A 26,027-nucleotide genomic window follows, 5' to 3' on the forward strand; every position below is an offset into this window, starting at 1 on the left:
CGCGTACGTACGCAGGTCCGGGACGGGCGCGAGCTCCGTCAGCCACCGATCTAGAGTGGGTCGTCACCGGGCCCCGAACGGAGAGGTCAGTCATGACGAACCGTCACGCGGTGGTGGTCGGAGCCGGAATCGGCGGCCTCACGGCCGCCGTCGCGCTGCACCGCCGGGGCTGGCACGTCACCGTCTGCGAACGCGCCCCCGAACCCCCCGTCACCGGCGCCGGCATCGGCCTCGCCCCCAACGCCCTGCGCGCGCTCGCCGCCGTGGGCATCGACGTCGCCCGCGCGATCGGCGGCTCCGTACCCGAGGCGATGGGCGTGCGCCGCCCCGACGGCCGGTGGCTCACGCGGACCGGCACCGCCGACATGGCGGCCCGCTACGGCATGGCGCCGCTCGCCGTCCCGCGCCCGGCCCTCACCGCCACCCTCGCCGCCGCTCTGCCCGCCCCGGCCCTCCGCTACGGCACCGAGGTGACCGGCGTGGACGATGCCGAGGGACGTCCGGCCGTCCGCACGGCGGCGGGCCCGGACCTTCCCGCCGATCTCGTGGTCGCCGCCGACGGCATCCGCAGTCCGCTGCGCCGCGCGCACTTCCCCGCGCACCCGGGACTGAACTACATCGGCGAGACGGCCTGGCGGACCCTCGTGGACGCCCCGGACCTGCGGATACCGGCCATGAGCGAGACGTGGGGGCGGGGGCGGCGATTCGGGGTGACCCCGCTCGTGGACGGCCGCTACTACCTCTACGCCACGGCGGTCGTCCCGCCGGGCACCCGCTTCGCCGACCCGCGCGCCGAACTGCGGCAGCGCTTCGGCTCATGGCACGATCCCGTTCCGGCCCTGCTGGACCGCGTCGCACGCCTCGACCCCGCCGACGTCCTGCGCAACGACCTGTACGACCTGGCCGCCCCGCTCCCGTCCCTGCACCACGGCCGGATCGCCTGGCTGGGCGACGCGGCCCACGCCATGGCCCCCAACCTCGGCCAGGGCGGCTGCCAGGCCATCGAGGACGCGGTGGTCCTCGCGCATCTGCTGCCCGCGGGAGAGCGCGGCGACGGCCGGGACACCGCCGTTGCGGCCGGCCTGGCCGCCTACACCGCCGCGCGCCGCGACCGTACCGACACGGTGCGCCGTCGCGCCCGGCGCGTCGGACGGCTGGGCGTCCTGCGCAATCCGGTCGTGGTGGCCGTACGTGATCTCGCCGTGCGCGCCACGCCGGCCCGGCTGGCGCTGCGCGGCATGGACGACCTCTTCGACGGTTTCCGCCTCCCCGTCGCATGACCGGGAGACCGATCCCAGGCAGGCAGGCCCGGACCGGGTGCTACGGGGTGGTGCGCGCCGGGAAGGAGAAGCCGTAGCCCTGCTCGGTGAGCCAGGGCAGGTACTCCTTCAGCGCGGCGACGGTCTCGCTGCGGTCGCCGCCCCCGTCGTGGAAGAGCACCGTCGGCTGCTGCGGGAGCTTGCCCTGCACCGTGGAGAGGATGGCCTTCAGGCCGGGCCGGCTCCAGTCCTTGGGATCGACGCTCCAGCCCAGCGGCCGCATCCCGCTCGCGGCGGCGATCGCGCGGCTGTCCGGGGTGAAGGCTCCGCCCGGCGCACGGTAGTAGGTCACGGGGACCCCCGGAACGGCCTTCTCGATCATGGCCTTGCCTTCGAGGATCTGCTGCCGCTGGTAGGCGACGGGCTTGTGGTCCATCGTGACGTCGTGGTCGACGGAGTGGTCGCACAGCTGGTGCCCGTCGGCGGCCACCGCGCGGACGAGCTCCGGGTACTTCTGCGCCTTGGTGCCGATCATGCAGAACGTGGCCTTGACGTGGTTCTTCCGCAGCGTCTCCAGGACCTGGGGCGTCCAGCGGGGGTCCGGGCCGTCGTCGATGGTGATCGCGACCTGGCGGCCCGCGCCCTGCGCCAGCCGGGAGATCCCCAGCGGGACCCCGGAGGCTCCCTGGGCGGCGCCCTGAGCCGCCCCCTGGGCGGCGCCTGCGGTTCCGGCCGGTGCGGAGTGTCCGGCGGGAGGCGCGTCCGGCGTGCGGCCCACCGAGCCGTCCGTGGCGGCGTACGCCGGGGTGCCCGCTGCCGCCAGGAGGCCCAGGAGTGCGGCCGCGGCGACGTACCCCGCCCGTCGACGACGTGCGGAACTGGTGGTGATGCGCATGGACGTGCTCTTCCTTTGCCCTCAGCCCCCGGATCTCGCTGGTCGGTCCAGGCTAGGTCATCCGTTCGGACCCCCACCTAGACCAAATGGCCCGATTCGTGTGGTTCAGTGCACACGGGTCCGGGGGCGGGAGGCCGACGACCTCGGAGCGCCAACGGGTGTGGCGGCCTCCGCGGTGCCGCGCCACCTGTGAGGAGTGTCACGGCCCCCGGCTCCGCGGGGGTCGCGGGGACCGCTGCGATCTCCCCCGGCTTATGTCGTCGGCGCCGTCGCCGTCGCAGCTCGCCAGTGCTTCGCGATGAGCGCGTAGGAGGCGATGCGGTCACCGAGGTCGTGGACGGGTGTGGCCAGCATCAGCTCGTCCGCCCCGGTCCGGGCGGCCAGCTGCGCGAGCCGTTCCACGACGGCCTCGGGCGTCCCGACGGCCTGCTGGGCGCGGAAGCCCGCCAGCGCCTGCCGCTCCTGCTCCGTGAAGGGGTGCACGGCCGCCTGCGCGGGCGTGGGGAACGGCGTCCGGCTCTCCCCCTTCAGAAGGCCTGCCTTGACGACGTTCATCGGCCCGGCACGCCGGACGGCTTCCTCCTCCGTCTCGGCGCACACCGCCTCCACGCACAGCAGCACCCGGGGCCGGTCGCACCAGCGGGACGGGGAGAAGGCCGACCGGTAACACTCCAGAACCGCAAGGGTGTTGTCCGGCCGGATGTGGTGCGCCACCGCGATCGGCAGGCCGAGTTCCGCGGCGAGCGCGGCCCCCGCGGGGCTGGAGGCCAGCAGCCACGGCTCCGGCAGCGGCCCCAGCGCCACCTCGTCCACCAGGAACGAGAGGATCGCGGCCACGTCGCCCCGGTACTCGGCATCCGTGGCAGGGCCGGCGCCGCGGCGCAGCGCCCGCGCGGTGGCGTCGTCGAACGTGCCGGGTCCGCGGCCGATGCCCAGGTCGACACGGTCCTCGTGGAGGGCGGCCAGCGTGCCGAACTGCTCCGCGAGCGTGATGGGCGCGTGGTTCGGGGCGAGCACCCCGCCCGACCCGAGGCGGATGGCCGAGGTCGTCGCGGCCGCGTGCGCCACCAGTACGACCGGTGGGAACGCGCCGATCGCGGGAGAGTGGTGGTGCTCCGCGTACCAGATGCGGTGGTAGCCGAGGCCCTCCAGTCCCTGGGCGAAGGCCGTGGTGTCGCGCAGGGTGTCCGCGGCCCGGGTGCCCGTCTGCACCATCGCGACTTCCAGCGCTGAAAGAGGTATGTCGAGCATGGCGTCAGCATAGGGAGCGCGGCCGACGGCGCGGGCGGGCGTGATCGTTTTCGCGCCACTCCGCCCGTGCCGCCCGCTCCGCCCTCGCCGACCACCGCAGGCCACGCCGACCGTCCTGTCAGTGCTCTCCTGCATGATCGTCCCATGACGCACGCTCCCGCCGAGGCCCTGCACGACCTCGCCCACCGCCATCTCCAGCCCGACGACGCCGCACGATGGATCGGCCTGCTCGCTCCGGGCCTGCGCCTGACCCGCGCGGGTGACGGACCGGTGGCCGGGCAGCTCGGCGGGCTCCCCCGGCTTCCCCTCGGCCTGCCGTGGCCCACGTGGGAGGGACACGGGCCGCTGTCCCACATCGCCTCGCTCGACTGCGGTGCCCTCGCGGCGGCCGGCGACTGCGGGCTCGCCCTGCCCGACTCCGGGACCCTGCTCTTCTTCCTGTACGACGGGCGTCCCGACGACGGCGACCCCCTCGTCCACGCCTCGGACCCCGGCACCCGGCCCGGTGCGCAGGTGCTGCACGTCCCCGCGGACACCCCCACCCACCCGTGTCCCGCCCCGCCCGAGCTCCCCCCGTACCCCGTCGTACCGCTGACCGTGCAGGCGGGGACGACGGTACCGGCGTACGACGCTCCCGGCGTCCGGGCCGCGTTCGGCGAGGTCGTGGACTCCGACCGGTGGCGCCACCATCCCGTGAACGCGCGCCCGCTCGCCGTCGCGCTCACCGCCCTCGACACCGCCCCGGGCGACGTGCGGCACCGGGTCGGGGGCCACCCGGTACCCGTGCAGGGCTCCGTGGAGTGGGAGATCGCCCACGCGGTGCTCGGCCCCGGCGTCCCCCGGTCCGACCCCCGCGTGGGCGAAGAGGCCGCCCGGTGGGTGCTGCTCGCGCAGTTCGACACCGACTACGAGGCGGAGATGATGTGGGGGGACGTCGGCACCCTGTACTGGCTGATCCGCCCCGCCGACCTCGCCGCGGGCCGCTTCGACCGCGCGCGCTTCGTCTGGCAGTGCTGCTGACCCGAACCGGCTAGGAAGGCCGCAGGTGGGGGGTGGGAAGGCCGGGGCGGGGGCCGCCGCCGACGGTCAGCCGGACCGGCGCCGTGTGAGGCGGCCGGGGCAGGCACAGGCCCGGACCTCCAGGCGTGATCGAGCCGAGGACGCTCGCGCGCCGGGCGCCCGTGCACGAGGGAACGGTGCCCGGCAGGCCGTGCGCGGTGAGCCAGCCCAGCACGGCGAAGGCGTACGCCTCCTTCGCCCCCGAGGGCAGACCGAGTTCGTCCGAGGACCGCACCACGCATCCGCCGGCCCGGCCGGCCCCGCCCGCGGCGCCGGCCCCGCGCAGTTCCTCCCTCAGCCAGTCCATCAGCACCGGGTTGCGCGTCCCCCCGCCCGATGCGATCACCTCGGTCGCCCCGAACGGCCGGATCGCGTCGGCCACGGTCCTGGCCGTGAGCCGGGTCAGTGTGGCGACGACGTCCTCGGCGGGCAGTGGCCCGCAGGAGTCCAGCACCGTGCGCAGATAGGGCAGGTGGAAGAGTTCCTTGCCCGTCGTCTTGGGCGCGGGGCGGGCGTAGTACGGGTCGTCCAGCAGCCTTCGCAGCAGCTGTGGGTGGACCGTGCCCTGCGCGGCGAGAGCGCCGCCCGTGTCCATCGAGTACGCCTCGCCCGAGGCGTCGCGGCCCGCAAGTGCGCGTACCGCCACGTCGATCAGCGCGTTGGCCGGGCCGGTGTCGAAGGCCAGCGGTTCGCCCCGGGGCCCCTCCTGCGTGCTTCCCGGAACGACCGTCACGTTCCCGATCCCGCCCAGGTTGAGCGCGACCGGTACCCCGGGCCGTCCCCGCAGCCACATCACGTCGACGATGCTGACCAGCGGCGCGCCCTGTCCCCCGGCCGCCACGTCGCGGGTACGGAACCCGGAGACGACGGGCCGGCCCGTCGCCTCGGCGATCCAGGCCGCCTCGCCGATCTGGAGCGTGCCGTGCACCCGGCCGTCCTCGGACCAGTGGAAGACCGTCTGCCCGTGCGACGCCACCAGGTCGGTCCGTCCGCCGCACAGCTCCTCGTCCGCCCGTACCGCCGCCGCCGCGAAGGCCCGTCCGATCCGGGTGTCGAGCCGGCACACCGTGGCCAGATCCGTCGCGGCGGGCGGCAGGGCCGCGGCCAGGTCCGACCGCAGTGCGTCGTCGTAGGCCGTGCTGATCATCCCCAGGGGCGTCAGTACGAGCGTGTCGCCGTCGAGGGAGAGGTCGGCGGCGGCCGCGTCGATCGCGTCGTACGACGTGCCCGACATCAGTCCCACCACGCGCAGGGCGCTCACCGCAGCGCCCGCTCGTGGTCGTCGCCCCGCAGCGTCAGCAGCGCGGCCACGCTCACGGCGCAGGTCGCCGCGGCGTAGTAGCCGGGGACGTCGGCGTTCCCGGTCCGCTCGACCACCTCGGTGATGATCAGGCCCGCGCAGCCCGCGAACACCGCGTTGGACAGGGCGTACGCGAGCCCGAGCCCGGTGCAGCGCACCCTGGCCGGGAACATCTCGGCCAGCATCGCGGGCCCCGGCCCCGCCATCAGCCCGACACCGGCCCCGGCGGCGAACAGCGCCGCGCCCTTCGCGTACGCCGGCCCGCCGGGGTCCTGCACCAGGTGCAGCAGCGGGAGGGCGAGGCCGGCCACCAGCAGGGCCCCCGCCACCATCACCGTCCGCCTCCCGATCCGGTCGCTCAGCCTTCCGGCGGGCAGGATCGAAGCCGCGAATCCCAGGTTCGCCAGGACGGTGCCGAGCAGGGCCCGCTGGAAGCTGGTGCCGAGCGTGCTCTGCAGGTAGGAGGGCATGACCACCAGGAAGGTGTAGCCGGCCGCCGACCAGCCCATCATCCGCCCGACGCCCAGCACCACGGCGCGGACCGTCTCCCGAGGACGCGGCCGGGCCGGGCCTTCGGGTGCGGGAGCGGACGGTACGGAAGTGAACGGCAGGGGGGCGGGCGGTACGGGGGCGGACGGCTCGTCCGGTGGCAGCCGCAACCTCAGCCGCAGCGCGACGAGCCCCAGCGGCAGGGTCAGCAGGAACGGCACCCGCCAGCCCCACCCGTACAGCTGCTCGGCGGTCAGTACGCTCGCCAGGACCACCGCCACCCCGGCGCCCGCGAGCAGACCGACCGCGACCGTGAACGACTGCCAGGCCCCGTAGAGTCCCCGGCGGCCCGGCGGTGCGCACTCCGTCATGACCGAGACCGCCCCGCCGAACTCCCCTCCCGCCGAAAGCCCTTGCAGGATCCGCAGCAGGGTCAGGAGCCACGGCGCGGCCGCACCGATCGAGGCGTACGTCGGGAGCAGCCCGATCGTCGTCGTGGCACCGGTCATCAGACAGACCACCAGGACGAGTGCGGGCCGCCGGCCCACCCGGTCACCGAACCGCCCGAACACCGCGGCCCCGACCGGCCGGAAGAAGAACGCCACGGCGAACGACGCGTACGCCTTGACGAGCCCCGCCACCTCGCTGCCGCCCTCCGGGGTGAAGAACTGCGCCGCGATGACGGTGGCGAAGTAGCCGTAGATCCCGAACTCGTACCACTCGATGAAGTTGCCGACGGATCCCGCCACCAGTGCCCGGCGCGCGTCGTCCGGCCGGGCCGTCGCGGGAGGCCGCACCGGGCCGGGGGCGGGTGTGGTCATGGACCAAGCGTGCTGACAGCGGAGCGGCTCCACAAGTGCCGTCCGCCATCTGCCGTAAGGTGCCCCGCGCCTGCGGTCAGGCCCGCGCCCTTGCCGGTGTCTGCGTCGGCGAGCCCGCGATCAGCGGGGCTCGTCCGGCCGTTCGGTGGACGTGTCCTGCGGCTCGTCCCGCAGCCACAGCGGGTGTTCCCGCCGCGCCCAGGGGCGCTCGACGGACCCGGTGCGCATTCCCCTGCGTGCCTCCGGGTCGGCGAGCGCCATCCTGATGTGCCCGGCGAGCACCACCCCGATGGCCAGGGCCAGCCAGTCGTGGACGAAGGTGGCACTGGTGCGCCAGACCAGCGGCGTCAGGTGGGTGAACCACATCAGCAGGCCGGTCGCCAGCATCACGAGGACGGCACCGGCGATCCACGACGCGTAGATCTTCTGGCCGGCGTTGAACTTCCCCGCGGGGCGGGACGCGCGCCGGTGATCGCGTCGCAGCATCGCGCGCAGCCACGTCCTGTCGTGCGGTCCGAACCGGTTCAGCCTGCGCAGGTCGGCCCGGAAGGCGGGATCGGCGAGACCGGCGAGGAACGGGGCGGGCAGCAGGATCCCGGCCCATTCGTGGACCGTCACCACGAGGGCCCGGCGGCCGACCAGTTCGGCGAGCTGCGGCACGTACAGCGCCGCCGCCGTCGCCACGCACAGCAGGGCCAGTGCGGCGGTCAGGCGGTGCACCCAGCGCTCGGTACGGCTGAACCTGCCGACCCGCCGGGCCGGATCAGACCGTGGGGGTGTCACTGCGCCCGTTGGACCCGCCGACCCAGGCGTCGACGTCATAGCCCCGCTCCTCCCAGTAGCCGGGTCGCACCTCGGAGGTGACGGTGATCCCGGAGAGCCATTTCGCCGACTTGTAGAAGTACATCGGCGCGACGTAGAGCCGGACCGGGCCACCGTGCGAGTGGCTGACCGGCTCGTCCTGCATCTGCAGACAGACCAGCACGTCGTCGCGCCGGGCCTGTGGCAGGGTGAGGCTCTCGCTGTACTCGCCGTCGAAGCAGGTGAAGCGGATCGCCCTGGCCTCGGGACGGACCCCGGCGGCGTCCAGCAACTGGGACAGTCTGACGCCGGCGAAGGGGGTCGCGGGGACCCGCCAGCCGGTGACGCACTGCACGTCCCGCACGACCCGGGTCTGCGGCAGCGCGCGCAGGGCGTCGAGGGTGTACGTCGCGGGGCGTTCGACCAGCCCGTCCACGGTGAGCCGGTAGTTCTGCTCGTTCTTGCGCGGTACGGAGGTGGCGACGGAGTAGTAGCGGAAGCCGCCCCCGTTGGGGAGCAGCCCGGTGAGCCCGGTCGGGTCCTTGTCCGATGCGGCGCCGAGGAAGGACTCGATCCCGCGCTGTACGTACGGTGCGGCCGCGAGGCCCGCGGCGCCGAGCCCGAGCATGCCGAGCACCAGGCGGCGACCGACGGGGCTTCCCTCGAAGTCGGGGTGGTCTGTCGTCACCCCTCGATTCCAGCACCCCGGCGTGCGGGAGACCAGGGAGACGGGTGCGACGTCAGACTTCCGTCACAGTTCGTCCCGCTCGCGCGGGAGTGTGCCCCGGCGGGCGCCCTACCGGGCCGGGCGGGTTTCGGGCAGGATGACCCGGCGCACGCACCGGAGGTCACCCGCGGCGGTTGCCCCGGCCCGGTCCCGATCCCGATCCGGAGGTCCCAGTGGCTCGGCAGGACGACCAGGCGCGACGGGACGAGCTGTACCGCGACCCCTATCCGCTCTACGCCCGGGCCCGCCGGGCCGAGGGGCTGACGTACGTACCCGAGTTCGACGCGTGGCTGGTCGCGCGGGACCAGGACGTACGGGAAGTGCTGCTGCGCGCGGGGGACTTCTCCTCGGCCCGTGCGCTCCTGCCGGACGTGAGCCTCTCGGAGGCGGCGCTCGGCGTCCTGCCACGGGGGTTCGGCCCCCGCCCCACCGTCGTATCCAGCGACGGCGCGGCCCACCGGCGGCACCGGGCTCCGCTGAACCGGGGGCTGTCCGCCGGCCGGGTGGCGGCGCTGCTGCCGTACGCGCGGACGTGCGCGGGGGAGCTGGTGGACGGCTTCGCGGCCGACGGCTCCGCGGAGCTGGTGGAGGCGTACGCCCGGCGGCTGCCCGGAATGGTGGTCGGGCGGCTGATCGGGCTGGACCCGGCCGACGTGCCCGCTGCGGTGCACGGCGGCTACCGGGCCGAGGAGCTGCTGTTCCGCCCGTTGTCGCCGGAGGGGCAGGTGGCCGCCGCCGAGGACGTGGTGGCCCTCCAGCACCTGCTGGACGGGTACGTCCGCGACCGGCGCGAGCGTCCCCGGGACGACATGTGCTCGACGATGGTGGCCGCGCTGGCCCCCGGCGACGCCGAGCTCACCCTCGAACAGCGCCACGAACTGGTGACGAGCCTGCAGAACCTGCTGATCGCCGGATTCCTCACCACGAGCGCCCTCATCGGCACGATGCTGCTGCACCTGCTCGAAGACCCGCGGCGGTGGCGGCTGCTCCGCGCCGATCCGTCCCTGATTCCGGCGGCGGTGGAGGAGGCCGTCCGCCACGACACCGCCATCCAGGCCTTCCGGCGGACCACCACCCGGGCCGTGACGCTCGCCGGGACGAGGCTGCCCGCGGGGGCCACCCTGCTGGTGGCGTACGGTTCGGCCAACCGCGACGAGCAACGGTACGAACGGGCCGACGAGTTCGACGTCACCCGGCCCGGCAGCCGGCAGCACCTCGCCTTCGGGTACGGACCCCACGGCTGCCCCGGCTCGCAACTGGCCCGCGACCAGCTCCGCCTGACCCTCGACCTCTTCGTCCGTCGCATGCCGGAGCTGCGGCTGGACCGGGACCGCCCACGGCCACAGATGCGCCCCACGCTGATCCACCGCTCGCCGCAGGCCCTGTACGTCACCTGGTGACCCGGCGGCCGTTCACCCGTCCGGGTGTGCGGGACCGGTCGTTGCCCGGCGGCGCCCGTTGTCCGGGCTGTCCTTCGCCCGGTGGGGCGCCGGGTGCCGTCCGCGAGGACCCCGGCCGTTGCAGCACCGAAGCCGGCACCGACGCCGGCACCAACGCGGGCACCGAAATCGGAACGGCCGGCGGGCAACCCGGCGGGGATCCACGGCGTCCTCACGTACAGGACGCGCCGCCCGAGAGGCGGCGCGTGTACCGCTGAGAGGACCACGTGATGAGTGAGAAGGCCCGGCGCCTGTTCGACGCCCTCGACCTCGATCAGGACGGCACGCTGACCCGCGCCGAGGTCATCGGCGCCCTGCGTTCCAAGGGGCCGACCCTCGCGGCGCAGGGAGCCATCCCCTTCTGGGGTGTCGGGGACACCGAGGCGTCCTCGGCTCTCTTCGACGCGGCCGACCAGAACGGCGACCGGGTGCTGACGTTCGAGGAGTTCGCGGCCGTGGTCGACCGGCGCTTCGGCTGGTAGCGGCCGCACCTGCGGAGCAGGCGGCCCGGCCGCCAACTCCCGGATCCGGCACGGGGGTCCGGGCGGCCATGTGCCGGGCAGGCGGGGCCGGTGCGGGCATTGGGTACGCTCTCGGTTGACTTCGGGGCGCCGGCAGGAGCCGGATCGCCGCAACCAGAGATGGGTCCCCATGGGCAGCGCACCTTCCGCCGACTTCTTCCAGCCGCTCAAGGCGGACGACCCTGCCGTCGTGGGCGGCTACCGCCTGGTGGCCGTTCTGGGCTCGGGCGGCATGGGCAAGGTCTACCTCTCCTACACGCCGGGCGGCCGTCCCCTCGCCATCAAGGTGATCCGGCCCGAGTTCAGCGAGGACCCCGAGTTCCGCCGGCGCTTCCGGCAGGAGGTGCGGGCCGCGGAGCGGGTCCAGGGGCTCTACACGGCACCGGTCATCGACTCGGACACCGAGGGTGCCCAGCCCTGGCTGGCCACGGCCTACGTACCGGGTCCCTCGCTCGCCGACGCCGTGGCCCGGCACGGCGCGCTGCCGGTGCGCAGCGTGCTGCTGCTGACCGTCGGTGTAGCCGAGGCGCTGCACGTCATCCACGGCGCGGGCATCGTCCACCGGGACCTGAAACCCGCCAACGTGCTGCTCGCCTCCGACGGTCCGCGCGTCATCGACTTCGGCATCGCCCGGGCCGCCGACTCCACCGCCCTGACGAGTACCGGCGTGAGCGTCGGCACGCCGGCGTTCATGGCGCCCGAGCAGGCCTCGGCGGGCACGGTCACCCCGGCCACCGACGTCTTCGCCCTCGGGCAGATCGCCGCCTTCACCGCGATCGGAGCGTCCGTCTTCGGCGACGGGCCCTCGCACGCGGTGCTCTACCGGATCGTGCACGAGGACCCCGACCTCAGCGCCCTGCCCGCGGAGCTCAGGCCGGTGGTGACCCGCTGCCTCAGCCGCGACCCGGCCGACCGGCCGACGCTGACCGAGGTCATCGAGCTGTGCCACGCGGCCTCGGAGTCCCCGCTGCGCCAGGGCGAGGACTGGCTGCCGCAGGCCGTTGCCGGTTCCCTCACCGAGCGGCTGCAACTGCCCGCTCCGGCCCCGACTCCGGCGCCCGCCCACGCCCCCGCCCCCGCCCCGACTCCGACCGAGGTCTCGGCGCCTGGTGCGGCCGCCGTACCCGCCGCGCCCGGGTACACGCCGACCGGCGTGGCCGCCTCGGCGCCGACGCAGACGGCTCCGGCGGCGGGCGCTCCCGGGGCCGTGGTGCCGGGACACCCGACGCCGCCCCCGTACACGCAGCCTTCGCATGCACAGCCTTCGTACGCGCAGCCTTCGTACGCGCAGCCGTCCTACCCGCCGCCGCAGCACGGGCACCCCCCGTACTCGCAGCCGTCGTACGCCCCGGGCCACGGCACGCCGCCGCCGTTCCACGCACAGGGCTTCGTGCCCGGTCCGCCCGCGGCACCCGCTCCGCCGCGTCCCAAGCGGACGGGGCTGATCGTCGCCGGGGCGGTCGTCGCGGCGGTCGTCGGGCTCGTCGTCCTCGGGTCGCTGCTGCCCGACGGCAACGCCGACAAGGGCGGCGACAAGGGATCGGGCGGCGGCAGCGCCTCGCCGGGTGCCGCGCAGAAGCGGCCCGACCCGCAGCCGGTCTCGTACCAGGGCATCGAGATGCCCCAGAACCACCAGCTGATGTTCGCCGACAACCCGCCGCGTCCGGCGGAGGAGCCCACCGGCGCCGGGGTGCTCTACGGGCACGGGGACCTCTTCTACTACCGGGACACCATGTTCGGGGACGAGAAGTTCGGTACCGCGAACGGCAAGCTCGTCCTGCTGAACAACTCCGAGAAGGGCTCCCTGGAGACCTGCCGCGCCGTGACCCGCTTCACCGAGAAGATCGGCCTCGACCAGCTGACGGACGGTTCACAGGTCTGCGTACTGAGCAAGGCCGGCCACATCACGCTGGCGACGTTCCGTGGCCGTTCGGGCGTGAAGGAGGAGACCAGGTTCATCACCGTCGACCTGACGGTCTGGCGCAACGCCGAGGCCTCGGCGAAGGACTAGGACCCTTCCGGCCGGTCACTTGTCCGGAGGAAGGCAGTCGCTCTCCCCCGGCCTGTCCACCGCACTCGCGGCGGTCCGTCCGTCTGTCTGTCCGTCCGTCCGTCCGTCCGTCCAGGTTGCGCGACGTCGCTGCCTCGTAGGTGCGGCCACAACGGGCTGCCGTGTCGGGGAAGATGGCTACTCGAAGATCGGCGACGAGGGGCGGCGGGATCCCTGCCGGCCTCGTCCGACGGGAGGATGGCAACCGTGCGGGAAGTGGCACGTCACGAGGTCGGCGAGAACGTGGCCTTGCGGGCCCTGGAGAACATCGGCAGCCGGACCTTCGGCCGCTGGCACAGCCTGCGCTACGGCAGCCTGTCCATCAAGGGGATACAGGAGATGGGTGACGAGCTGCTCGACCACGTCGGCGCCCTTTCCCTCCAGGACCCGCAACTGGAAAGCGCGCCGGGCCGACTGGCGCTCGCAACGGCGGCGGAGTGCGCGCTCGGTGTCCTGACGCTCGGAACCTGCCCCGGCGGGGACTTCGAGATCTCCTTCCCGCTCATCGACGAGGAGCTCAGCAGCGAGGACTTCGCCTTCGGCGACGCGGTCGACCTGGCACCCACGGCGCAGGTGTGGGTGGACGCCTTCGCACTGACCGTGATCACCGGGCTGGTCCGGGAACCGGCCCGGGTGATCGGGCCCCTGCTCAAGACGGACTACGCTCCGATGTTCCACGCCGGACTGCCGCATTCGTCGCTGTCCTCGGTGTCCGACCCGGCCGAACTCGCCGAGATGGACGCGCTCTGCGGCTACCTCCACCTGGTGGAGAGGCCCAGGTCGCCCTGGGTCGCGTCCGGGGTGTCGCCCCTGCGCAAGCCGGACGCGCAGGAGCGTGCGGCGGCCGCCGCGCGGCTGGACGGGGCGGGCACGCTCACCCCCGACCAGCGGCTGCTGCGCGTACTGCTCGACGACGACCGGCCCGCGTTCGAGCGGGCCCTGGCCGGCCGCCTCCTGGAGCACCGCGACAACGCCGACGGTGCGGGTGCCGCGCCGAGGACGCTGCTGCCGGTCACGGTCATCGCCCTGGCGGCACTCGCCGTACAGGCGCACGGCTGGGAGCTGGACGTGCACTCCGGATACCTGCCGGCGGGGCTGCTGCGCGCCCAGAGGGCTTAGGACCACGGACGCGGCGACCGCCCCGCGCTACGGGCCCGGTGGCTCCGGCACCCGTGTCAGGCGTGCTGCACGACCGCCACGGCGGCCGGGAGTACGGCGGGGCGGTCGAGGAAGGCGAGCACGGCCCGCTTCTCCGGGAGGTACACCTCGGGCAGGTCGATCTCCGGGAGGGTGATCTCGCCCTGCCGGACGAAGCCGAGCCGGTTCAGCAGCGAGAGCGCCTTGGCGTTGGAGGCGTCGGGCTCGGCCACCGCGCGCAGGACGGCCGGGTCGCGGAAGGTGAACCGGATGAGCGAACCGATCAGGGTCCTGCTGAATCCGGGCCGGGGCCGGCCGGTCATCGGGGCCAGCATCAGATGAACGCCGATGTCGCCCTCGCGCACCGCGTAGCAGTCGCCGACCCGGTCCTCGGTGGGCTCGTACGTCTGGAAGAGCGCCACGGGCTCGTCATCCAACCGGACCATGTACGCGTGGTGCGTGTCCCGGCGGTCCACGTCCTCGTAGATCTCCTGGACCAGTTCCCGGCTGACGCCGTTCATGCCCCAGAACCGCGCCCTCTCCTCGGCGACCCAGGAGTGCAGTACGGCGGAGTCCGCGACCGGGTCGACCGGGGTGAAGCGGACCGTGCCGAAGCCTTCGACGGTCTCGGTCAGGACGTCCGCGCGGGGGGAGACGAGGAAAGTGGACTCGGGTCTCATACGGGTTCCGTTTCTGCTCGGCCGGGAAGGACCGGCGAAGGCGGTGAGCGCTCGCACGGCCCAGAGGCGGTTAGGGTGCCCTAACTATAGGTGGCTCTAGAAGGAAATCCGGAAGGGACCCCACACGCGTTCGCGTCCTCGCGGCTGCCCTCCACGGCGGCCTCGGACACCGTGGCCGGGGCGGCGGAGGGCGACGGCCACCTGGCCGGTCGGACGCTGATCATCATTTAAGATTCAAGGCGGCCGTTGGGCTGCGGCTCGTCGCTGTGAGGGCGACCGCGGAACGGTCAGGCCGACCGGTCGGGGAGCAGCCTGAGTCAGGGCCCTGGTCCGGACGGCGACCACTGACGCTGATCATGCAGATCCCGGGGAATCACGTGACCGCCGGCGTGCGTCTCGGTGGGGTGGGGTGCGTGGCCCACCCGCCCACGAACAGAAGATCCCCAGGGAGAAGTGAGGTATGCCAGTGATCTGCGTCGGAGGCATGATCGGAATCGGCAAGACGAGTGTGGCCGAGCTGCTCGCCAAGGAGCTGGGCAGCGACGTCTTCTACGAGAGCGTGGACGACAACCCGATCCTGCCGCTCTTCTACACGGCGAGCCCCGAGGAGATCCAGGCGAAGCGCTACCCCTTCCTGCTGCAGCTCTACTTCCTGCAGACGCGGTTCGCCTCGATCAAGGAGGCGTACAAGCAGGGGGACAACGTCCTCGACCGGTCCATCTACGAGGACTGGTACTTCGCCAAGGTCAACCACGACCTGGGGCGGATCAGCTCCCTCGAAATGCAGGTGTACGAGGGACTGCTGGGCGAGATGATGCGCGAGATCGACGGCCTGCCGTACCGCAAGGCGCCCGATCTCATGGTCTACCTCAAGGCGGACTTCGAGACGGTGCTGCACCGTATCGGGCTGCGGGGCCGCGGCTTCGAGCAGGACGAGAGCCTCGTCGAGTACTACCGGACCCTGTGGTCCGGCTACGACGACTGGGTGCACAAGCACTACTCGGCCAGCGAGGTCCTCGTGATCGACATGAACCACACGGACGTGGTGAACAAGCCCGAGGACGCGGCGCGCGTGGTGCGGGAGGTCAAGGAGACCCTGGCGACGGTCGCGCACCGGCGCTGAGCCACGGCCGGCCGGCGGCACGGACCGCGGGAACGCGCGGGCGGGCGTTCCCGCGGGCGGGCGGCCGGTCTGTCTGCCGGCCGGTCCCGGCTCCGTCGGCACGCGGACACCGTGGCAGCGGGGGCAGCAGTCCGGGGCGCGGCGGTGGCAGCCGGGGCGAGCGGTTCGTACAAGACCGGTGCCGCCCGGCCCCCGGACACTGCCGTCATGACCTCGTCGAGTGAAACCCCCGGTCCTCTCCGTCAGGCCTCCGCGCCCGCCGTGCCGGCCCGGCCCGCCGTGCCTGCCGCGCCCGCCGGGTTCCGGCCCGGCGACACGGCGCGCCCTCCCCGAGCGTTCACCCCCGCCGCCGGCCGCTTCGCCCCCACCAGCTTCTACGACCCCGTGGCCGCCCTGGTGCGCGAGCGGCTCTGGCGCGGCCTGCTGGCCATGCACGTCGCTCCGCGTCCGGAAGAGGTGATCGTCGACGTCGGCTGCGGCACCGGCTCCCAGGCCCTGCTCCTGCACGACATCGAACCCGCCGCGCACATCGTCGGCATCGATCCGGACCCCCGCATCCTGGCCGTCGCCCGCCGCAAGGCCCGGAGCACGGGCGCAGCCGTCGACTGGCGCCAGGGCATGGGCGACGAAGTGGCCGAGCTGCTCGGGGCGGGCAGCGCGGACACCGCCGTCTCCAGCCTCGTCCTGCACCAGTGCCCCCTCCCGATGAAGCGTGCGATCCTGGCCGCCCTGCACACGGTGCTGCGGCCCGGCGGCCGACTGGTCCTGGCCGACTACGGCCTCCAGCGCACCCGTCTGATGCGCACCGCGTTCCGTGTCGTCCAGTTCGCCGACGGCCGGGCCGACACCCAGCCCAACGCCGACGGCATCCTGCCCTCCCTCGTCACCGAGGCCGGATTCGACCGGGTCCGGGAGGCCGAGGTGGTCTCAACCGTCACCGGGTCCATCTCGGTGTACGTCGCCCGGCGCGCCGGCGACTGACGCCGTCGGCTCCCGGAGCGCCCGCAGCACGGCCGCCGGGGTCATCCCGATCATCTCCCGCATCCGGCGGGTGAGATGGGCCTGATCGGTGAAGCCTCCGGCGGCCGCGGCCTCGGCCGGGCCGCGCCCCTCCCCCAGTGCCTCCGCGCTCCGGCGCAGCTTCAGCCAGATCCGCCGCCGCACCAGCGGCATACCCAGCTGCTGCCGTGCCAGGGCCCGCAGTCGCTGCGGCGACAGACCCACCCGGGCCGCGAGCACGTCCATCGGGACGGACTCCTCCAGCCCCTCCAGCAGGGCCGCCGCCGCGAGCAGCCGCGGGTCCAGCCCGGCCGAGGGCAGCGCTGCCGCCCTCCCCAGCTCGGCCTCGTCGAGCCGCCCCAGCTCGGGCACCGCCACGATCCCCGGACCGGTACCGCACCGCCTGCGCAGCCGGTCGGCCAGGGCCGAATGCGGCTCCACGAAGACGGTGAGCAGCTGCCCCGCCCCCGGCAGCATCCGGTGCGCGGTCATGGGCGGCACCAGCAGTGCCGCTGCGCGCACGACGGTGCCGTCCGCCCCGGCGAGCGCGGCCTCGCCCCGGGGGGACAGGACGAGCTGGAAGGCGGCGTGCCGGTGAACGGATCCTCCTTGCGACTCCCCCCGGTACCACGCGTACCCCTCCTCGACCCCGAACCGCGGCCCCGGCTCCCGTCCCACGCCCCGCTGCACGTGCCGCACCGCGTCCGGCACCTGACCGCCCCCCGTCCCCATGCGCCCAGACTGCCAGAGCCCGAACCCCGGCCCGGAGGGGTACGGGCTCGCGCGCCCGCTGCCGCCACGTGCTTGCCGGGACGGTCGAACTCGTCGACGATGCTCCCTAGCCACGGCCTTCCGGATCCCGTCGGGCCCGGCCGGGGCAGGGGAGAACAGGGGAAACAGTGACAACGAACAGAGATCAGAAGAAGCGCTCGACGGTCGCGACGGTATTCGTCCCGCTCCTCGTGGTCGCCGGGCTGCTCCTGGGGCCCGCGGCCACCGCCTCGGTGGCCGCTCCGGCCGCCCGGCAGGCACCCGCCGCCGCGGCGCTCGCGCAGAACGGTGTCCTCGCCGGTGCCGGCGTGGCGACCGGTCTCCAGGTGCCGATGTCCTCCCAGGTCCGGGCCACCACCGGGACCAAGAAGGGCAAGAAGAGCAAGAAGAAGAAGGGCGGGCTGTTCAAGACGCTCTTGATCGTCCTGCTCGTCGTCGTGGTGCTGGTCGTCGCCCTGTACCTGGTCCGCCGCTCTCTGCGCCGCAGGTCCGCCTAAACCGTCGTGGGCGACGTGGGCAGCGCGTGCCCAGCGGGTGGGCAGCGCTGAGGGAGCGCGAGCGCCCGGTCGATCCGGGCGCGGATCTCCTCGTCCTGGAGGACCGCCCGGTAATCGCCGTACTCGGAGAACCGGCGGTCCGCGGCGCGCAGTGCCGTGAGGGCGTCCCGGACCGGCGGGGTGAGGTGTCCGTGCTGGGTGAGCGCGTCGAGGGCCGTGGAGAGCGTCCCGTGCCACTCCCCCTCGGCGGCATGGGCCAGCACCGCCGCCGCTGCCTGCGCCGGTTCGGGCAGCGGCGGTTCCCCCGGCTGACGGTACGGCGTGACCTCGCCGGGCAGCAGCGGGTTCTCCCCCCATGCGTGAAGCACGTCCCGAAGGTCCCGGACCAGCCATCCCGCGCGGGAGACCTCGTCCCGTAGCGCCTCTCGTACCGCGGGCAGCAGGGCTCCGGCGTGTGCGCGCAGCGGCCGCAGGACATCGGCGACGTCCGGCTGCCGCGGGTCGCTCAGGGCGTAACCCCGCCCCTGCATGTCCCGGTAGGGTGCCACCAGCCGCTCGACCAGATCGGGCAGGACGCGAGGGTCCCCGATCCGCGTCAGGGCCCACCGCGCGTGGTCACCGACGGTGCCGTCGAAGAACCGTGATTCCCCGGGGTCGTCGAGGAGGGCGGCGAGCCGGTCGGCGTACGGCGCGGCCTCGTGGCCGAGCACCGCCAGCAGATGCGCGGCCTTGTAGCGCACGTCGTCGTCCGGGTCGGCCAGCAGCCCGGCCGCGAGCGGCAACACGGCCGCTGCCACGGAGGGCCTGCGCACCAGCAGTCGCCACGCCTCGTCCAGCGCGCACCGGCGCAGCTCCGCATCGCCGATCCGGCTGCCGGTGTCGGCCAGCGCGGTCACGAACGAGGCCGCCTCCGTCGTGTCGGGCGCCAGCAGTTCCACGACCCAGGAGGCGACGTCGTTGCGCTCGTAGGGGAGTTCGCAGTCCAGGGTGTACCAGACCGTGCCGAACTCCGGGGCGAGCACGGGGTCGGTGAGGATCTCCAGCAGCATGGGGTGGGCGCGCGGTACCGCCCGCGGGTCAAGGGGTGCCGAGGCGATCACGGCCGCTACTCGGAGCACCGGGTTCTCGTCGTGGAGGAGCCCGTCCAGCACGGCGCGTACCTCCGCGGCCGTCCTCTCCGTGAGGTCCTCTTCGGCCGCGATCCGGCCCAGCGCCAGCAGCAGGGCCACCTGGACCGAGGGGTCGGTCTCCGCGGTCCACCGTTCGAGCAGGGGCGCGGTCCGGTCGCTGATCAGCCCTAGCGCGGCCCGCCGTGTCACGGGGTCGCCGTCGTCGAGCAGCCTCCGGACGCGGGGCCACTGCTGCCACCACACCGCGGCCCGTCCGGAGCCGGCCTCACCGGCCTCGCCGTCTGCGGGCTCGCCCTCTGCGGCCAGGGACGCGAGCAGATCGACGAGGTCCGGCCGGAGGACCGTTTTCGGGTCGAGTGCCAGATCGACCACGAACGGCAGCGCGGCCGTCCCCACCTCCGTGCTCCCCAGGAGGAGGTTCTGCAGGTCGCAGTACGCCCGCTCCAGGGCCTCCGGGCGGGTGGTGGGGTTCGCCCGGGCGATCCGGCGCAGCAGCTTCGGCACGTCGGTGGCCGGATGGCCGTCCGGCCCTACCGCGCCCAAGGCCCGCCAGTCCACCGCGTCCAAGGCCCGCCAGTCCACCGCGTCCAGCGCGTCCCGCATGTCCCCCGCCTCACCGCCGAGCGTCCGTTCCCCCGCCCGGGCATCCTGCCAGTGCGGGAACGGGCACTGCGCGGCAATTTCCCGGGCGACTGCGGCGCGGCTGCGGCAGGGCCCGTGTCAGTCGTCGACCGGGTCGGGCAGCCGCCTGAGTTCGAGCAGAGCCACCGAGATCTTCACTGCGGTGGAGATGGTCAGAGCTTGGAGGAAGGGCATACCCATCAGCCACAGGGCCACCATCATGACCGTGAGCACCAAGAAGGCCGGGATCAGATGGGTCCGCCTGATCGCGGTCCGCAGGTGACCCGCTCGACTCCGATGCCGGTCGTCCGTGGCGATCGCGCGCGTGGCGACGCCCTCCTCTTCGGCATGCTGCATGGGCTGCCGGCCTTTCCTTGTGTGCTCGTCCGGGAGAACGAGCCTCCAGTCCGCGGGAGCGGACTGCCACTGCTGCCACCGGCACCGCCGCCATCCGACGTACAGGTTCACCTCACCGGCCCAGGCGCGTGACGTCCCGGCCTCCGAGGTCCCGATCACCTCCGGGTGCGGGCGCGATCCCCGGGACCGGGGGGCCGGTGCGGGCCGAGTAGCCTTGGGGGCCATGATCACGAACCAGTGCCGTGCCGCGACGAAGAAGGGTGAACGGTGCCAGGTCGACGCGCGACCGTCGGGCTTGTGCCACGTACATGATCCGGTGGTGCGATGCCGAGTGCCGAACACCAGGGGCAAGCCCTGCGTGATCGCGACGGGCGGTGGCCCGTGCGAGCGGCACGAGGGGCAGCAACAGGCGTCCGTCGAGGCAGCCATGAACCTCGTCAAGCTCTGCGAACCGGCCGGAGCCGATCCCCTCTTCGCGGTCGGCGAACCCGCCGCCGAGGGCCGCTGCCCCGCTCCTGAGCCGTCGACCGCCGGAGAGCCGGGCCCGACCCGGCTGTCGCCGGCGTTCGTGGCCCGCACCATCAATCTCGGCTGAACGGGCGGTCCGGGAACGACGGCGGCCGGCCGCGGCGTGAAGGGCCCGGATCCCTGCGGCACTTGGCGGCACTCCCGCCGTCGAGCGAAGTCCGGGCACTCCGTCTACGAAGCCCTGGGCGACGCGCTGCCCAGCGCCGGGCACCGCGCGGCAGGCACCGCGCCTCGGGTGCTGCCGCGCAGCGGGTCCCGCGCTGCTGCCGCCGCGCAGTGGGCGCCGTCGCCCGTCGGTGCCGCCGGGGCGGTGACCTCCGTCCGGCCCACGTCACACGGCGGCTGACATGATGGCCGAATGCCCAACTCGCCCTCTGCCGTGACAGATCTGTGGTTGCGCGGGGTCGCCGCCAACACCGGAGCCCCTGCCGACGTCCTGCTGCGCCTGCTGGACCCGGACACCACCGGGGAGGCCTGGCGGATCCTGTGCGAGAAGCGCTGCGTTCCGCCGGAGGTCGTGGACGCGGTGGTCGCGCACCCGGATGCCAAGGTACGCAGGTCCTTCGCCCGCAACCCCCACGTCCCGCCGGCCCAGCGCGCACGTCTGGTCGCGGACCCCCATGACCTGGTCCGCGCGCAGGTCGCCTCGGGGCCCCGCCCGCTCCCGCGCCAGCCCAGCCCGCTGCCCGACGACGCCCTCGTCTTCCTGCTGACGGCCGAGGCCGCCGGCACGGCGGGGCTGCTCACGGCCAACGAGATCATGCAGGAGCTGGTGGGCTCTCCCCAGATACCCAATTCCTTCCGGCGCAGGATGCTCCGGCACGAACTGCCCGCACTGCGGGCCTTCGCGGCGCAGTCGTGGTCCTGGCTGACCCCCGAGGAGCAGAAGGCCCTGCGGGCCGACCCCCACCCGGACGTCCGGGCGTGTGTCGAGAGCAGCCTGCGGTGGGAGGATCCCGCGGCCATGGAGGCGGAACTCCCGGAACACAGCTGCCACCACCGGTGGGCGATCCTCCTCCACCACGCGCTGTCGGATGCCGTCGTCGAGGCGGCCCTGGCCGATCCGGAGTCCCGGTGGTGCCTCGCCGGCAACCGGTACACGCCCCGTCATGCCTTGGTCCGGCTCGCCCGTGACGCCGACCCGCGGGTCCGTGTACGCGTAGCCGCCCGGGCCGACCTCGATCCGGCGCTGTGGGCGGAACTCGCCGAGGATCCCGATGCCCAGGTACGCACCCGTGCCCGGGTGCAGCCGCTCCCCCGTACCCCGGAACAGTGCGAGGCCGTCGACCACGAGATGGGCGACGGGCACGACTGCACCTGCATGATCCCGGAGCCGGCTCCGGACCTGGACATGGACTGGTACCGGGCGTGTGCGGTGTCCGAGGAGGTGAAGCTGCGCCTGGTGGCGGCCAGGTGCTCCACGCTGCCCGCCGACCTGGTCGCACGACTGGCGGAGGACCCGGAGGAGGAAGTGCGTCACCGGTTGGCCTCGTGGCATCCCCTGGCACCGGCCGAGATCGTCCTCGCTGCCTTCGTCGCCCGCCCCTCCCAACGCTCCCACCTGCTCACGCAGTCCCGGTTGCCGCGGACCGGCCTCGCCCACCTGCTCGGGCACGAGGACCCTGAGGTACGGGCGCTGGCGGCCGCCGATCCGACCGGGCGGGCCCCCGTGGAGCTGCTGTCGGATGGGGACGAGCAGGTCCGCCGGGCGGCCGCATCCCACCCGCTCTTCTCGGGGGACACCCTGGAGAGGCTGCTCCAGGATCCGGCGACGGCCGAAGGCGCGGCGGCCAACCCGGGGCTGTCGGCCGAACGGCTGCACGCCTTGCTGGACTCCGCCCGCGTGCCGCGCCGTCCGGTCGCGTCGTGATCGAGGGTGACCGGCGCGACGTCGGTCGACGGCGCACCCGGTAGCGCCGGTGAAGCACCCGGTCGCCCTGAACCACCACGTCGGGATCCTCCACCAGGTGCTGTGCCTCGACCGACCCGACGTAGCGCTTGCCGGACCCGATCACCCCGGGTACGACGTCCAGGGCCGCCTCGACGCCGTCGGCGAGGTGGAACGGGCCCCGGTGTCCCGGCCCTCGGGCTGCGGCCGGTGCGTCACGACGACCACGTGGTCGAACCCGCCCGGAGGCTTCCCGTCCCAGCCGTCCGTCAGGTCGAAGACGTGGCGGCCGACGACGGTCTCCCCGATCTGGACCAGCGTGTCGTGAGCCGTCCCCTCCGGCAGGAAGTCAACTGGCGGCTGTCCGGCGCGCGGCCGGGGTGTTCGGGCCTGGTCGGAGCAGCCCGCGCCGGCGGTGAGGTCGCCCCGGCCGTCAGGAGGGCGCCGGCCCGTTGACCCGCGCGCCGAGAGCCGCGACGGCGGCGACCATGCGGTCCCAGAACGGGCCGGTCCGCAGGGTCACCGCCACGCGCGCGTTGTCCGGGCGGCCCGTGGAGTGGTGCAGGTCCACCACGGTGGCTCCGCGTGTGTACCTGCCGTGCAGTTCCACGGCCACCTGGGCGTCCACGCAGTGCACCAGACCGGGATCGATGACCCGGGCCACCGCCACGGGGTCGTGCAGTGGCGGGCTGGGGAACCCCCAGAGCTCGCGGTACGTGGACCCGAAGAAGGTCAGGAGGTCCGCGCAGGTCCGCCCGAGGGGCGTGCCCAGGGCCACGAAGCGGTCCACCACTTCGGGCGTGGCCAGTGCCTGGTGCGTGACGTTGAGCCCGCACATGGTGACCGGCACACCCGAGCGGAAGACGATGTCGGCGGCCTCCGGGTCGGTGAGGACGTTGAACTCGGCAGCCGGCGTACGGTTGCCCCGCTCCGTCGAACCGCCCATCAGGACGATCTCCCGGATCCGGGAGGCGTCCTCGGGGTAACGGATGAGCAGCAGGGCGATGTTGGTCAACGGGGCGGTCGGGACCAGGGTGACGGGCTCGGGATGCTCGGTGAGCAGCCGGTGGACGAGGTCCACGGCGTGCTCCGGTACCACGTCCACCGTGGGGTCCGGGAACAGCGGCCCGTCCAGTCCGCTGACCCCGTGCACGTCGGCGGCCACGCCGAGCGGCTGGACGAGCGGCCGGTCGCAGCCGGCCGCGATGGGGACGGACGTGATCCCGGCGACCGTGCAGACCCGGCGGGCGTTGAGGGTGGTCTTGTCGAGCGTCTGGTTGCCCGCGACCGTGGTGATGGCCAGCAGGTCCACCGCCGGGTCCCCGGCGGCCAGCATGATCGCGAGTGCGTCGTCGTGTCCGGGGTCGCAGTCGATGATGATCGGGACGGGCACGTCACTCCTGGCGCTGAGGCGGGGCGTGGAGCTCCAGTGTGCCGCCCGGGCGACCCCCTGACCACACCGCCTCGCCCGGGCCCTCGCGGGTTCCGTTCCGCGCGCGTGCTCGCCGCCCGCGCCGCCCGCGCCGCCCTCGGCGGCAGCGGCGGCAGCGGCGGCAGCGGCGGGACCCGGCTCGCCGTGAGGTGGTCAGATCTCGCTCGGGGCGGTTCTTCCGGGCCGGGAGGAGGAAGCCGCGGGTGGCCTCGGCGTCGCCTGCCGAGCCGGCGGCGTGGGGCTGCTGCGGCGAGCCCACAGGAGGGAGCCCGCCAGCAGTGCGATGCCGCCCAGCAGCCAGGGCACCGGGCCTGGCCGGAGGACCCCGACGACCAGGCCCGTCAGTGCTCCCAGCAGCTGTGGGGCGAGGGACTGGACGGACAGCGCGGTGGCCCGGCCCGCGCTGGTGACACGGCGGTGCAGGATGTCGTTCTGGTTCGGTCCCGCTGCACCGAGCCCGAGGTAGAGCAGGCCGTACCCGGTGGCCGAGAGCACCAGGGCGCCCGCTCCGGTGAAGGCCGCGGTGGCGCCGAGCAGAAGCAGCCCGCTCGCGCCGGCGCCGAGGCTCACCATGACCGCGCGTTCGCCGCTGCCCGCCAGTCGGGCGGTCAGGGGCGCGAGCTGGCTGCCGAGACCGGAGCAGATGAATCCGCAGCAGGCGAGCACGGAGAAGAGCACGGCCCCCGATTCGGACGCACCGGTCACGGCCGCGGCACGTCCCGGCACGAGCAGTTCGATCGTGACGAGCGCACTGCCGGCCGCACCCGCGCCGAGGAACACCCGTCGAACCAGCGTGTCCCGGCCGGCCAGTCGCAGTCCGCCCACCACGGTGGACGGAATGCCTCGGAGTACGTCAGGGAGGGTGGCCGGCGGCCGGGGCGGCTCGGGCAGGGCGGTCCAGACGTACAGTACGAAGCCGATCTCGACCACCGCACCCAGCAACAGCGGGACGGAAAGGGGCAGTACCAGCCCGGACGAGGCCTCGCGCAGCCGCGCACCGAGGTCCGGGCCGGCCCCGAGCAGCCAGGGAAGGACGCCGCCGAGCAGGGTTCCCGCGGCCAGCGCGGCGGAGCTCGCGGACGCGCCGCCGGCCAGGCCGGGGCGCAGATCGGCGTCGGGCCCGGAGTGGGCGTGGACGGTGTCGACGTACCAGGCTTCGGCCGGCCCGCTGGCCAGGGCCCGGCCCGCGCCCATCAGCACCATGCCCACGCCGAGCAACCAGGGATCGGAGCCCAGCCCCACGAGGGCCAGGGCGGTCAGGTTCAGCAGGCCCGCGGCCACGAGGACGGCACGGCGTCCGAGGACGTCGGCCAGTCCTCCGGTGGGCAGTTCCAGTGCGGCGGCCGTCAGCGAGTGCGCTGCGAACAGGCCGGCGATCGTCGCCATGGCCATGCCTCGCTCGGTGAGCAGCAGGATCAGGGGGGCGAGGCTCAGACCCGGCGCAAGCCAGAAGAGCGCGCAGAGCGTGACGTAGCGGCGGCGTGCGGCGGGGAGGTCCAGCGACCCGGTCACGACGCGCACTCGCTGTCGCTGTCGCTTTCGTTCTGGTCCGCGTCCCCGTCCTCCGCATCGGTTGCGCTAGCCGTTGCCGTTGCCGTCGCCGTGGAGGGGTCGCGTGACGCGAGGGCCAGCCCTGCCGTGAGGAGTACGACCTGTGCCGCGCGAGGATCCGCCGCATCGCGGGCGGTGAGTTCCTCCAGCTTCCCGGCGAACGCCTCCCAGAGCTCGGTGAGCGATTCGGGCGTCAGACGGGGTAGCAGGTCGCTGATCCCGGAGGGCTCCACCCACTCCTGCGGCAGCCGTCCGTCGGCGAGGTCGGCCTCGTGCCGCACGAGCGAAGCCTCCAGGTGCTCGATCTGCGCCCGGCGAGACAGGCTGAGCAGGGCGCGGCTGCCCGCTGAGGATTCCATGGACTTGTTGCTCCAGGCGGTCGCGGAGTGGACCGCCCGCCAGCGCCGCTCCCGCCCGTCCCGGTGCTCGGCCTCGGTGACGAACGCGTACTTGGCCAGGACGCGCAGGTGATAGCTGGTGGAAGCGGACGACTCACCGGTCCTGACCCCGAGTTCGCTCGCGGTGGACGGGCCGTCCTGCCGCAGCAGCCCGAGCAGCCGGATGCGCAAAGGGTGCGTGAGGGCCTTGAGGGCTGCGGCGTCCCGCTCGGGATCGAGGACGCGTCTCTGTTCTTCGCTGACCATGCAGGGAGGTTAAAGGCCTCGGCAGACTTTCCAAAAGTATTTTTGCAGAACTTCTTT

Annotated in this window: 24 protein-coding genes and 1 pseudogene; 11 read left to right on the forward strand and 14 right to left on the reverse strand. The window is 73.7% G+C overall.

What is annotated here, in order from left to right; all coding sequences use genetic code 11:
* Window positions 1-92: 92 nt before the first annotated feature.
* Window positions 93-1,280, forward strand: a complete 1,188-nt coding sequence (locus DEJ51_RS00705; protein ID WP_150255330.1) for an FAD-dependent oxidoreductase — start codon at window positions 93-95, stop codon at window positions 1,278-1,280.
* 40 nt (window positions 1,281-1,320) lie between these two features.
* On the opposite strand, the gene DEJ51_RS00710 is transcribed toward DEJ51_RS00705, so the two are convergent.
* Together DEJ51_RS00710 and DEJ51_RS00715 are read right to left on the reverse strand one after the other, a co-directional pair.
* Window positions 1,321-2,154 carry a polysaccharide deacetylase family protein gene (locus DEJ51_RS00710; protein WP_150255332.1) on the reverse strand — a complete coding sequence of 278 codons (834 nt, stop codon included), beginning with the start codon at window positions 2,152-2,154 and terminating at the stop codon, window positions 1,321-1,323.
* 252 nt (window positions 2,155-2,406) lie between these two features.
* A complete protein-coding gene (locus tag DEJ51_RS00715; protein ID WP_150255334.1) occupies window positions 2,407-3,405 on the reverse strand; it encodes an MsnO8 family LLM class oxidoreductase in 999 nt (332 codons plus the stop codon).
* A gap of 144 nt (window positions 3,406-3,549) precedes the next feature.
* On the opposite strand from DEJ51_RS00715, the gene DEJ51_RS00720 reads away from it, so the two are divergent.
* Window positions 3,550-4,425 carry a YwqG family protein gene (locus tag DEJ51_RS00720; protein WP_150255336.1) on the forward strand — a complete coding sequence of 292 codons (876 nt, stop codon included), beginning with the start codon at window positions 3,550-3,552 and terminating at the stop codon, window positions 4,423-4,425.
* 10 nt (window positions 4,426-4,435) lie between these two features.
* Here the strand turns inward: DEJ51_RS00720 and DEJ51_RS00725 are convergent, their stop codons facing one another.
* The 4 genes from DEJ51_RS00725 to DEJ51_RS00740 all read right to left on the reverse strand — a co-directional run bounded on the left by DEJ51_RS00725 (window position 4,436) and on the right by DEJ51_RS00740 (window position 8,503).
* Window positions 4,436-5,716, reverse strand: coding sequence for an anhydro-N-acetylmuramic acid kinase (locus tag DEJ51_RS00725; protein ID WP_150261607.1), 1,281 nt, complete (start codon window positions 5,714-5,716; stop codon window positions 4,436-4,438).
* A gap of 5 nt (window positions 5,717-5,721) precedes the next feature.
* The gene (locus DEJ51_RS00730) at window positions 5,722-7,074 is read right to left on the reverse strand and encodes an MFS transporter (protein WP_150255338.1); all 1,353 of its coding nucleotides are present in this window, start codon (window positions 7,072-7,074) and stop codon (window positions 5,722-5,724) included.
* A 120-nt stretch (window positions 7,075-7,194) separates the two neighbouring features.
* Window positions 7,195-7,896 (reverse strand): cytochrome b/b6 domain-containing protein, encoded by a 702-nt coding sequence (locus tag DEJ51_RS00735; RefSeq protein WP_150255340.1) that lies wholly within the window; start codon window positions 7,894-7,896, stop codon window positions 7,195-7,197.
* Window positions 7,838-8,503 (reverse strand): molybdopterin-dependent oxidoreductase, encoded by a 666-nt coding sequence (locus tag DEJ51_RS00740; RefSeq protein ID WP_150261608.1) that lies wholly within the window; start codon window positions 8,501-8,503, stop codon window positions 7,838-7,840. Before DEJ51_RS00740 ends, DEJ51_RS00735 begins: the two co-directional genes overlap by 59 nt.
* A 272-nt stretch (window positions 8,504-8,775) precedes the next feature.
* Between DEJ51_RS00740 and DEJ51_RS00745 the strand changes: the two genes are divergently transcribed.
* From DEJ51_RS00745 to DEJ51_RS00760, 4 genes are all read left to right on the forward strand, one after another.
* The gene (locus tag DEJ51_RS00745; RefSeq protein ID WP_150255342.1) at window positions 8,776-10,002 is read left to right on the forward strand and encodes a cytochrome P450; all 1,227 of its coding nucleotides are present in this window, start codon (window positions 8,776-8,778) and stop codon (window positions 10,000-10,002) included.
* 269 nt (window positions 10,003-10,271) lie between these two features.
* Window positions 10,272-10,523 (forward strand): EF-hand domain-containing protein, encoded by a 252-nt coding sequence (locus DEJ51_RS00750; RefSeq protein WP_150255344.1) that lies wholly within the window; start codon window positions 10,272-10,274, stop codon window positions 10,521-10,523.
* Window positions 10,524-10,692: 169 nt separating this feature from the next.
* Window positions 10,693-12,573, forward strand: coding sequence for a serine/threonine-protein kinase (locus DEJ51_RS00755; protein WP_150255345.1), 1,881 nt, complete (start codon window positions 10,693-10,695; stop codon window positions 12,571-12,573).
* A 255-nt stretch (window positions 12,574-12,828) separates the two neighbouring features.
* On the forward strand, window positions 12,829-13,731 hold the full coding sequence (locus DEJ51_RS00760) for an immunity 49 family protein (protein WP_223835600.1): 903 nt from the start codon (window positions 12,829-12,831) through the stop codon (window positions 13,729-13,731).
* A gap of 56 nt (window positions 13,732-13,787) precedes the next feature.
* Here DEJ51_RS00760 and DEJ51_RS00765 read toward each other — a convergent pair whose 3' ends face one another.
* Window positions 13,788-14,429 carry a GNAT family N-acetyltransferase gene (locus DEJ51_RS00765; protein WP_150255349.1) on the reverse strand — a complete coding sequence of 214 codons (642 nt, stop codon included), beginning with the start codon at window positions 14,427-14,429 and terminating at the stop codon, window positions 13,788-13,790.
* A 460-nt stretch (window positions 14,430-14,889) separates the two neighbouring features.
* Between DEJ51_RS00765 and DEJ51_RS00770 the strand changes: the two genes are divergently transcribed.
* Window positions 14,890-15,552 carry a deoxynucleoside kinase gene (locus tag DEJ51_RS00770; RefSeq protein ID WP_150255350.1) on the forward strand — a complete coding sequence of 221 codons (663 nt, stop codon included), beginning with the start codon at window positions 14,890-14,892 and terminating at the stop codon, window positions 15,550-15,552.
* 207 nt (window positions 15,553-15,759) lie between these two features.
* A complete protein-coding gene (locus DEJ51_RS00775; RefSeq protein WP_150255352.1) occupies window positions 15,760-16,533 on the forward strand; it encodes a class I SAM-dependent methyltransferase in 774 nt (257 codons plus the stop codon).
* On the opposite strand, the gene DEJ51_RS00780 is transcribed toward DEJ51_RS00775, so the two are convergent.
* Complete coding sequence (locus DEJ51_RS00780; protein ID WP_150255354.1) at window positions 16,480-17,283, reverse strand: helix-turn-helix domain-containing protein; 804 nt, start codon at window positions 17,281-17,283, stop codon at window positions 16,480-16,482. The two genes, DEJ51_RS00775 and DEJ51_RS00780, sit on opposite strands and share 54 nt — an antisense overlap.
* Window positions 17,284-17,450: 167 nt before the next feature.
* Between DEJ51_RS00780 and DEJ51_RS00785 the strand changes: the two genes are divergently transcribed.
* Window positions 17,451-17,819 (forward strand): hypothetical protein, encoded by a 369-nt coding sequence (locus DEJ51_RS00785; protein ID WP_150255356.1) that lies wholly within the window; start codon window positions 17,451-17,453, stop codon window positions 17,817-17,819.
* Here the strand turns inward: DEJ51_RS00785 and DEJ51_RS00790 are convergent.
* Window positions 17,816-19,552, reverse strand: coding sequence for a HEAT repeat domain-containing protein (locus tag DEJ51_RS00790; protein ID WP_150255358.1), 1,737 nt, complete (start codon window positions 19,550-19,552; stop codon window positions 17,816-17,818). The genes DEJ51_RS00785 and DEJ51_RS00790 overlap by 4 nt on opposite strands.
* A 117-nt stretch (window positions 19,553-19,669) precedes the next feature.
* Window positions 19,670-19,927 (reverse strand): hypothetical protein, encoded by a 258-nt coding sequence (locus DEJ51_RS00795; RefSeq protein ID WP_150255359.1) that lies wholly within the window; start codon window positions 19,925-19,927, stop codon window positions 19,670-19,672.
* Window positions 19,928-20,258: 331 nt separating this feature from the next.
* Here DEJ51_RS00795 and DEJ51_RS00800 point away from each other — a divergent pair, with 331 nt between their 5' ends.
* Together DEJ51_RS00800 and DEJ51_RS00805 are read left to right on the forward strand one after the other, a co-directional pair.
* Entirely contained in the window at window positions 20,259-20,522 is a 264-nt protein-coding gene (locus DEJ51_RS00800) for a hypothetical protein (RefSeq protein WP_150255361.1), read from the forward strand.
* Between the two features lie 291 nt (window positions 20,523-20,813).
* On the forward strand, window positions 20,814-22,325 hold the full coding sequence (locus DEJ51_RS00805; protein ID WP_150255363.1) for a hypothetical protein: 1,512 nt from the start codon (window positions 20,814-20,816) through the stop codon (window positions 22,323-22,325).
* A gap of 28 nt (window positions 22,326-22,353) precedes the next feature.
* On the opposite strand, the pseudogene DEJ51_RS00810 reads toward DEJ51_RS00805, so the two are convergent.
* From DEJ51_RS00810 to DEJ51_RS00825, 4 genes and pseudogenes are all read right to left on the reverse strand, one after another.
* Window positions 22,354-22,655: pseudogene (locus tag DEJ51_RS00810) on the reverse strand (dihydrofolate reductase); the annotation flags it as partial.
* A 121-nt stretch (window positions 22,656-22,776) separates the two neighbouring features.
* Entirely contained in the window at window positions 22,777-23,736 is a 960-nt protein-coding gene (locus tag DEJ51_RS00815) for a nucleoside hydrolase (protein ID WP_150255365.1), read from the reverse strand.
* A gap of 192 nt (window positions 23,737-23,928) precedes the next feature.
* Window positions 23,929-25,287, reverse strand: coding sequence for an MFS transporter (locus tag DEJ51_RS00820; RefSeq protein ID WP_223835601.1), 1,359 nt, complete (start codon window positions 25,285-25,287; stop codon window positions 23,929-23,931).
* Complete coding sequence (locus DEJ51_RS00825; RefSeq protein WP_150255367.1) at window positions 25,284-25,970, reverse strand: helix-turn-helix domain-containing protein; 687 nt, start codon at window positions 25,968-25,970, stop codon at window positions 25,284-25,286. The genes DEJ51_RS00820 and DEJ51_RS00825 overlap by 4 nt, the downstream gene beginning before the upstream one ends.
* Between the last annotated feature and the right edge of the window lie 57 nt (window positions 25,971-26,027).

It is taken from the genome of Streptomyces venezuelae, assembly GCF_008642275.1.
Classification (GTDB): domain Bacteria; phylum Actinomycetota; class Actinomycetes; order Streptomycetales; family Streptomycetaceae; genus Streptomyces; species Streptomyces venezuelae_E.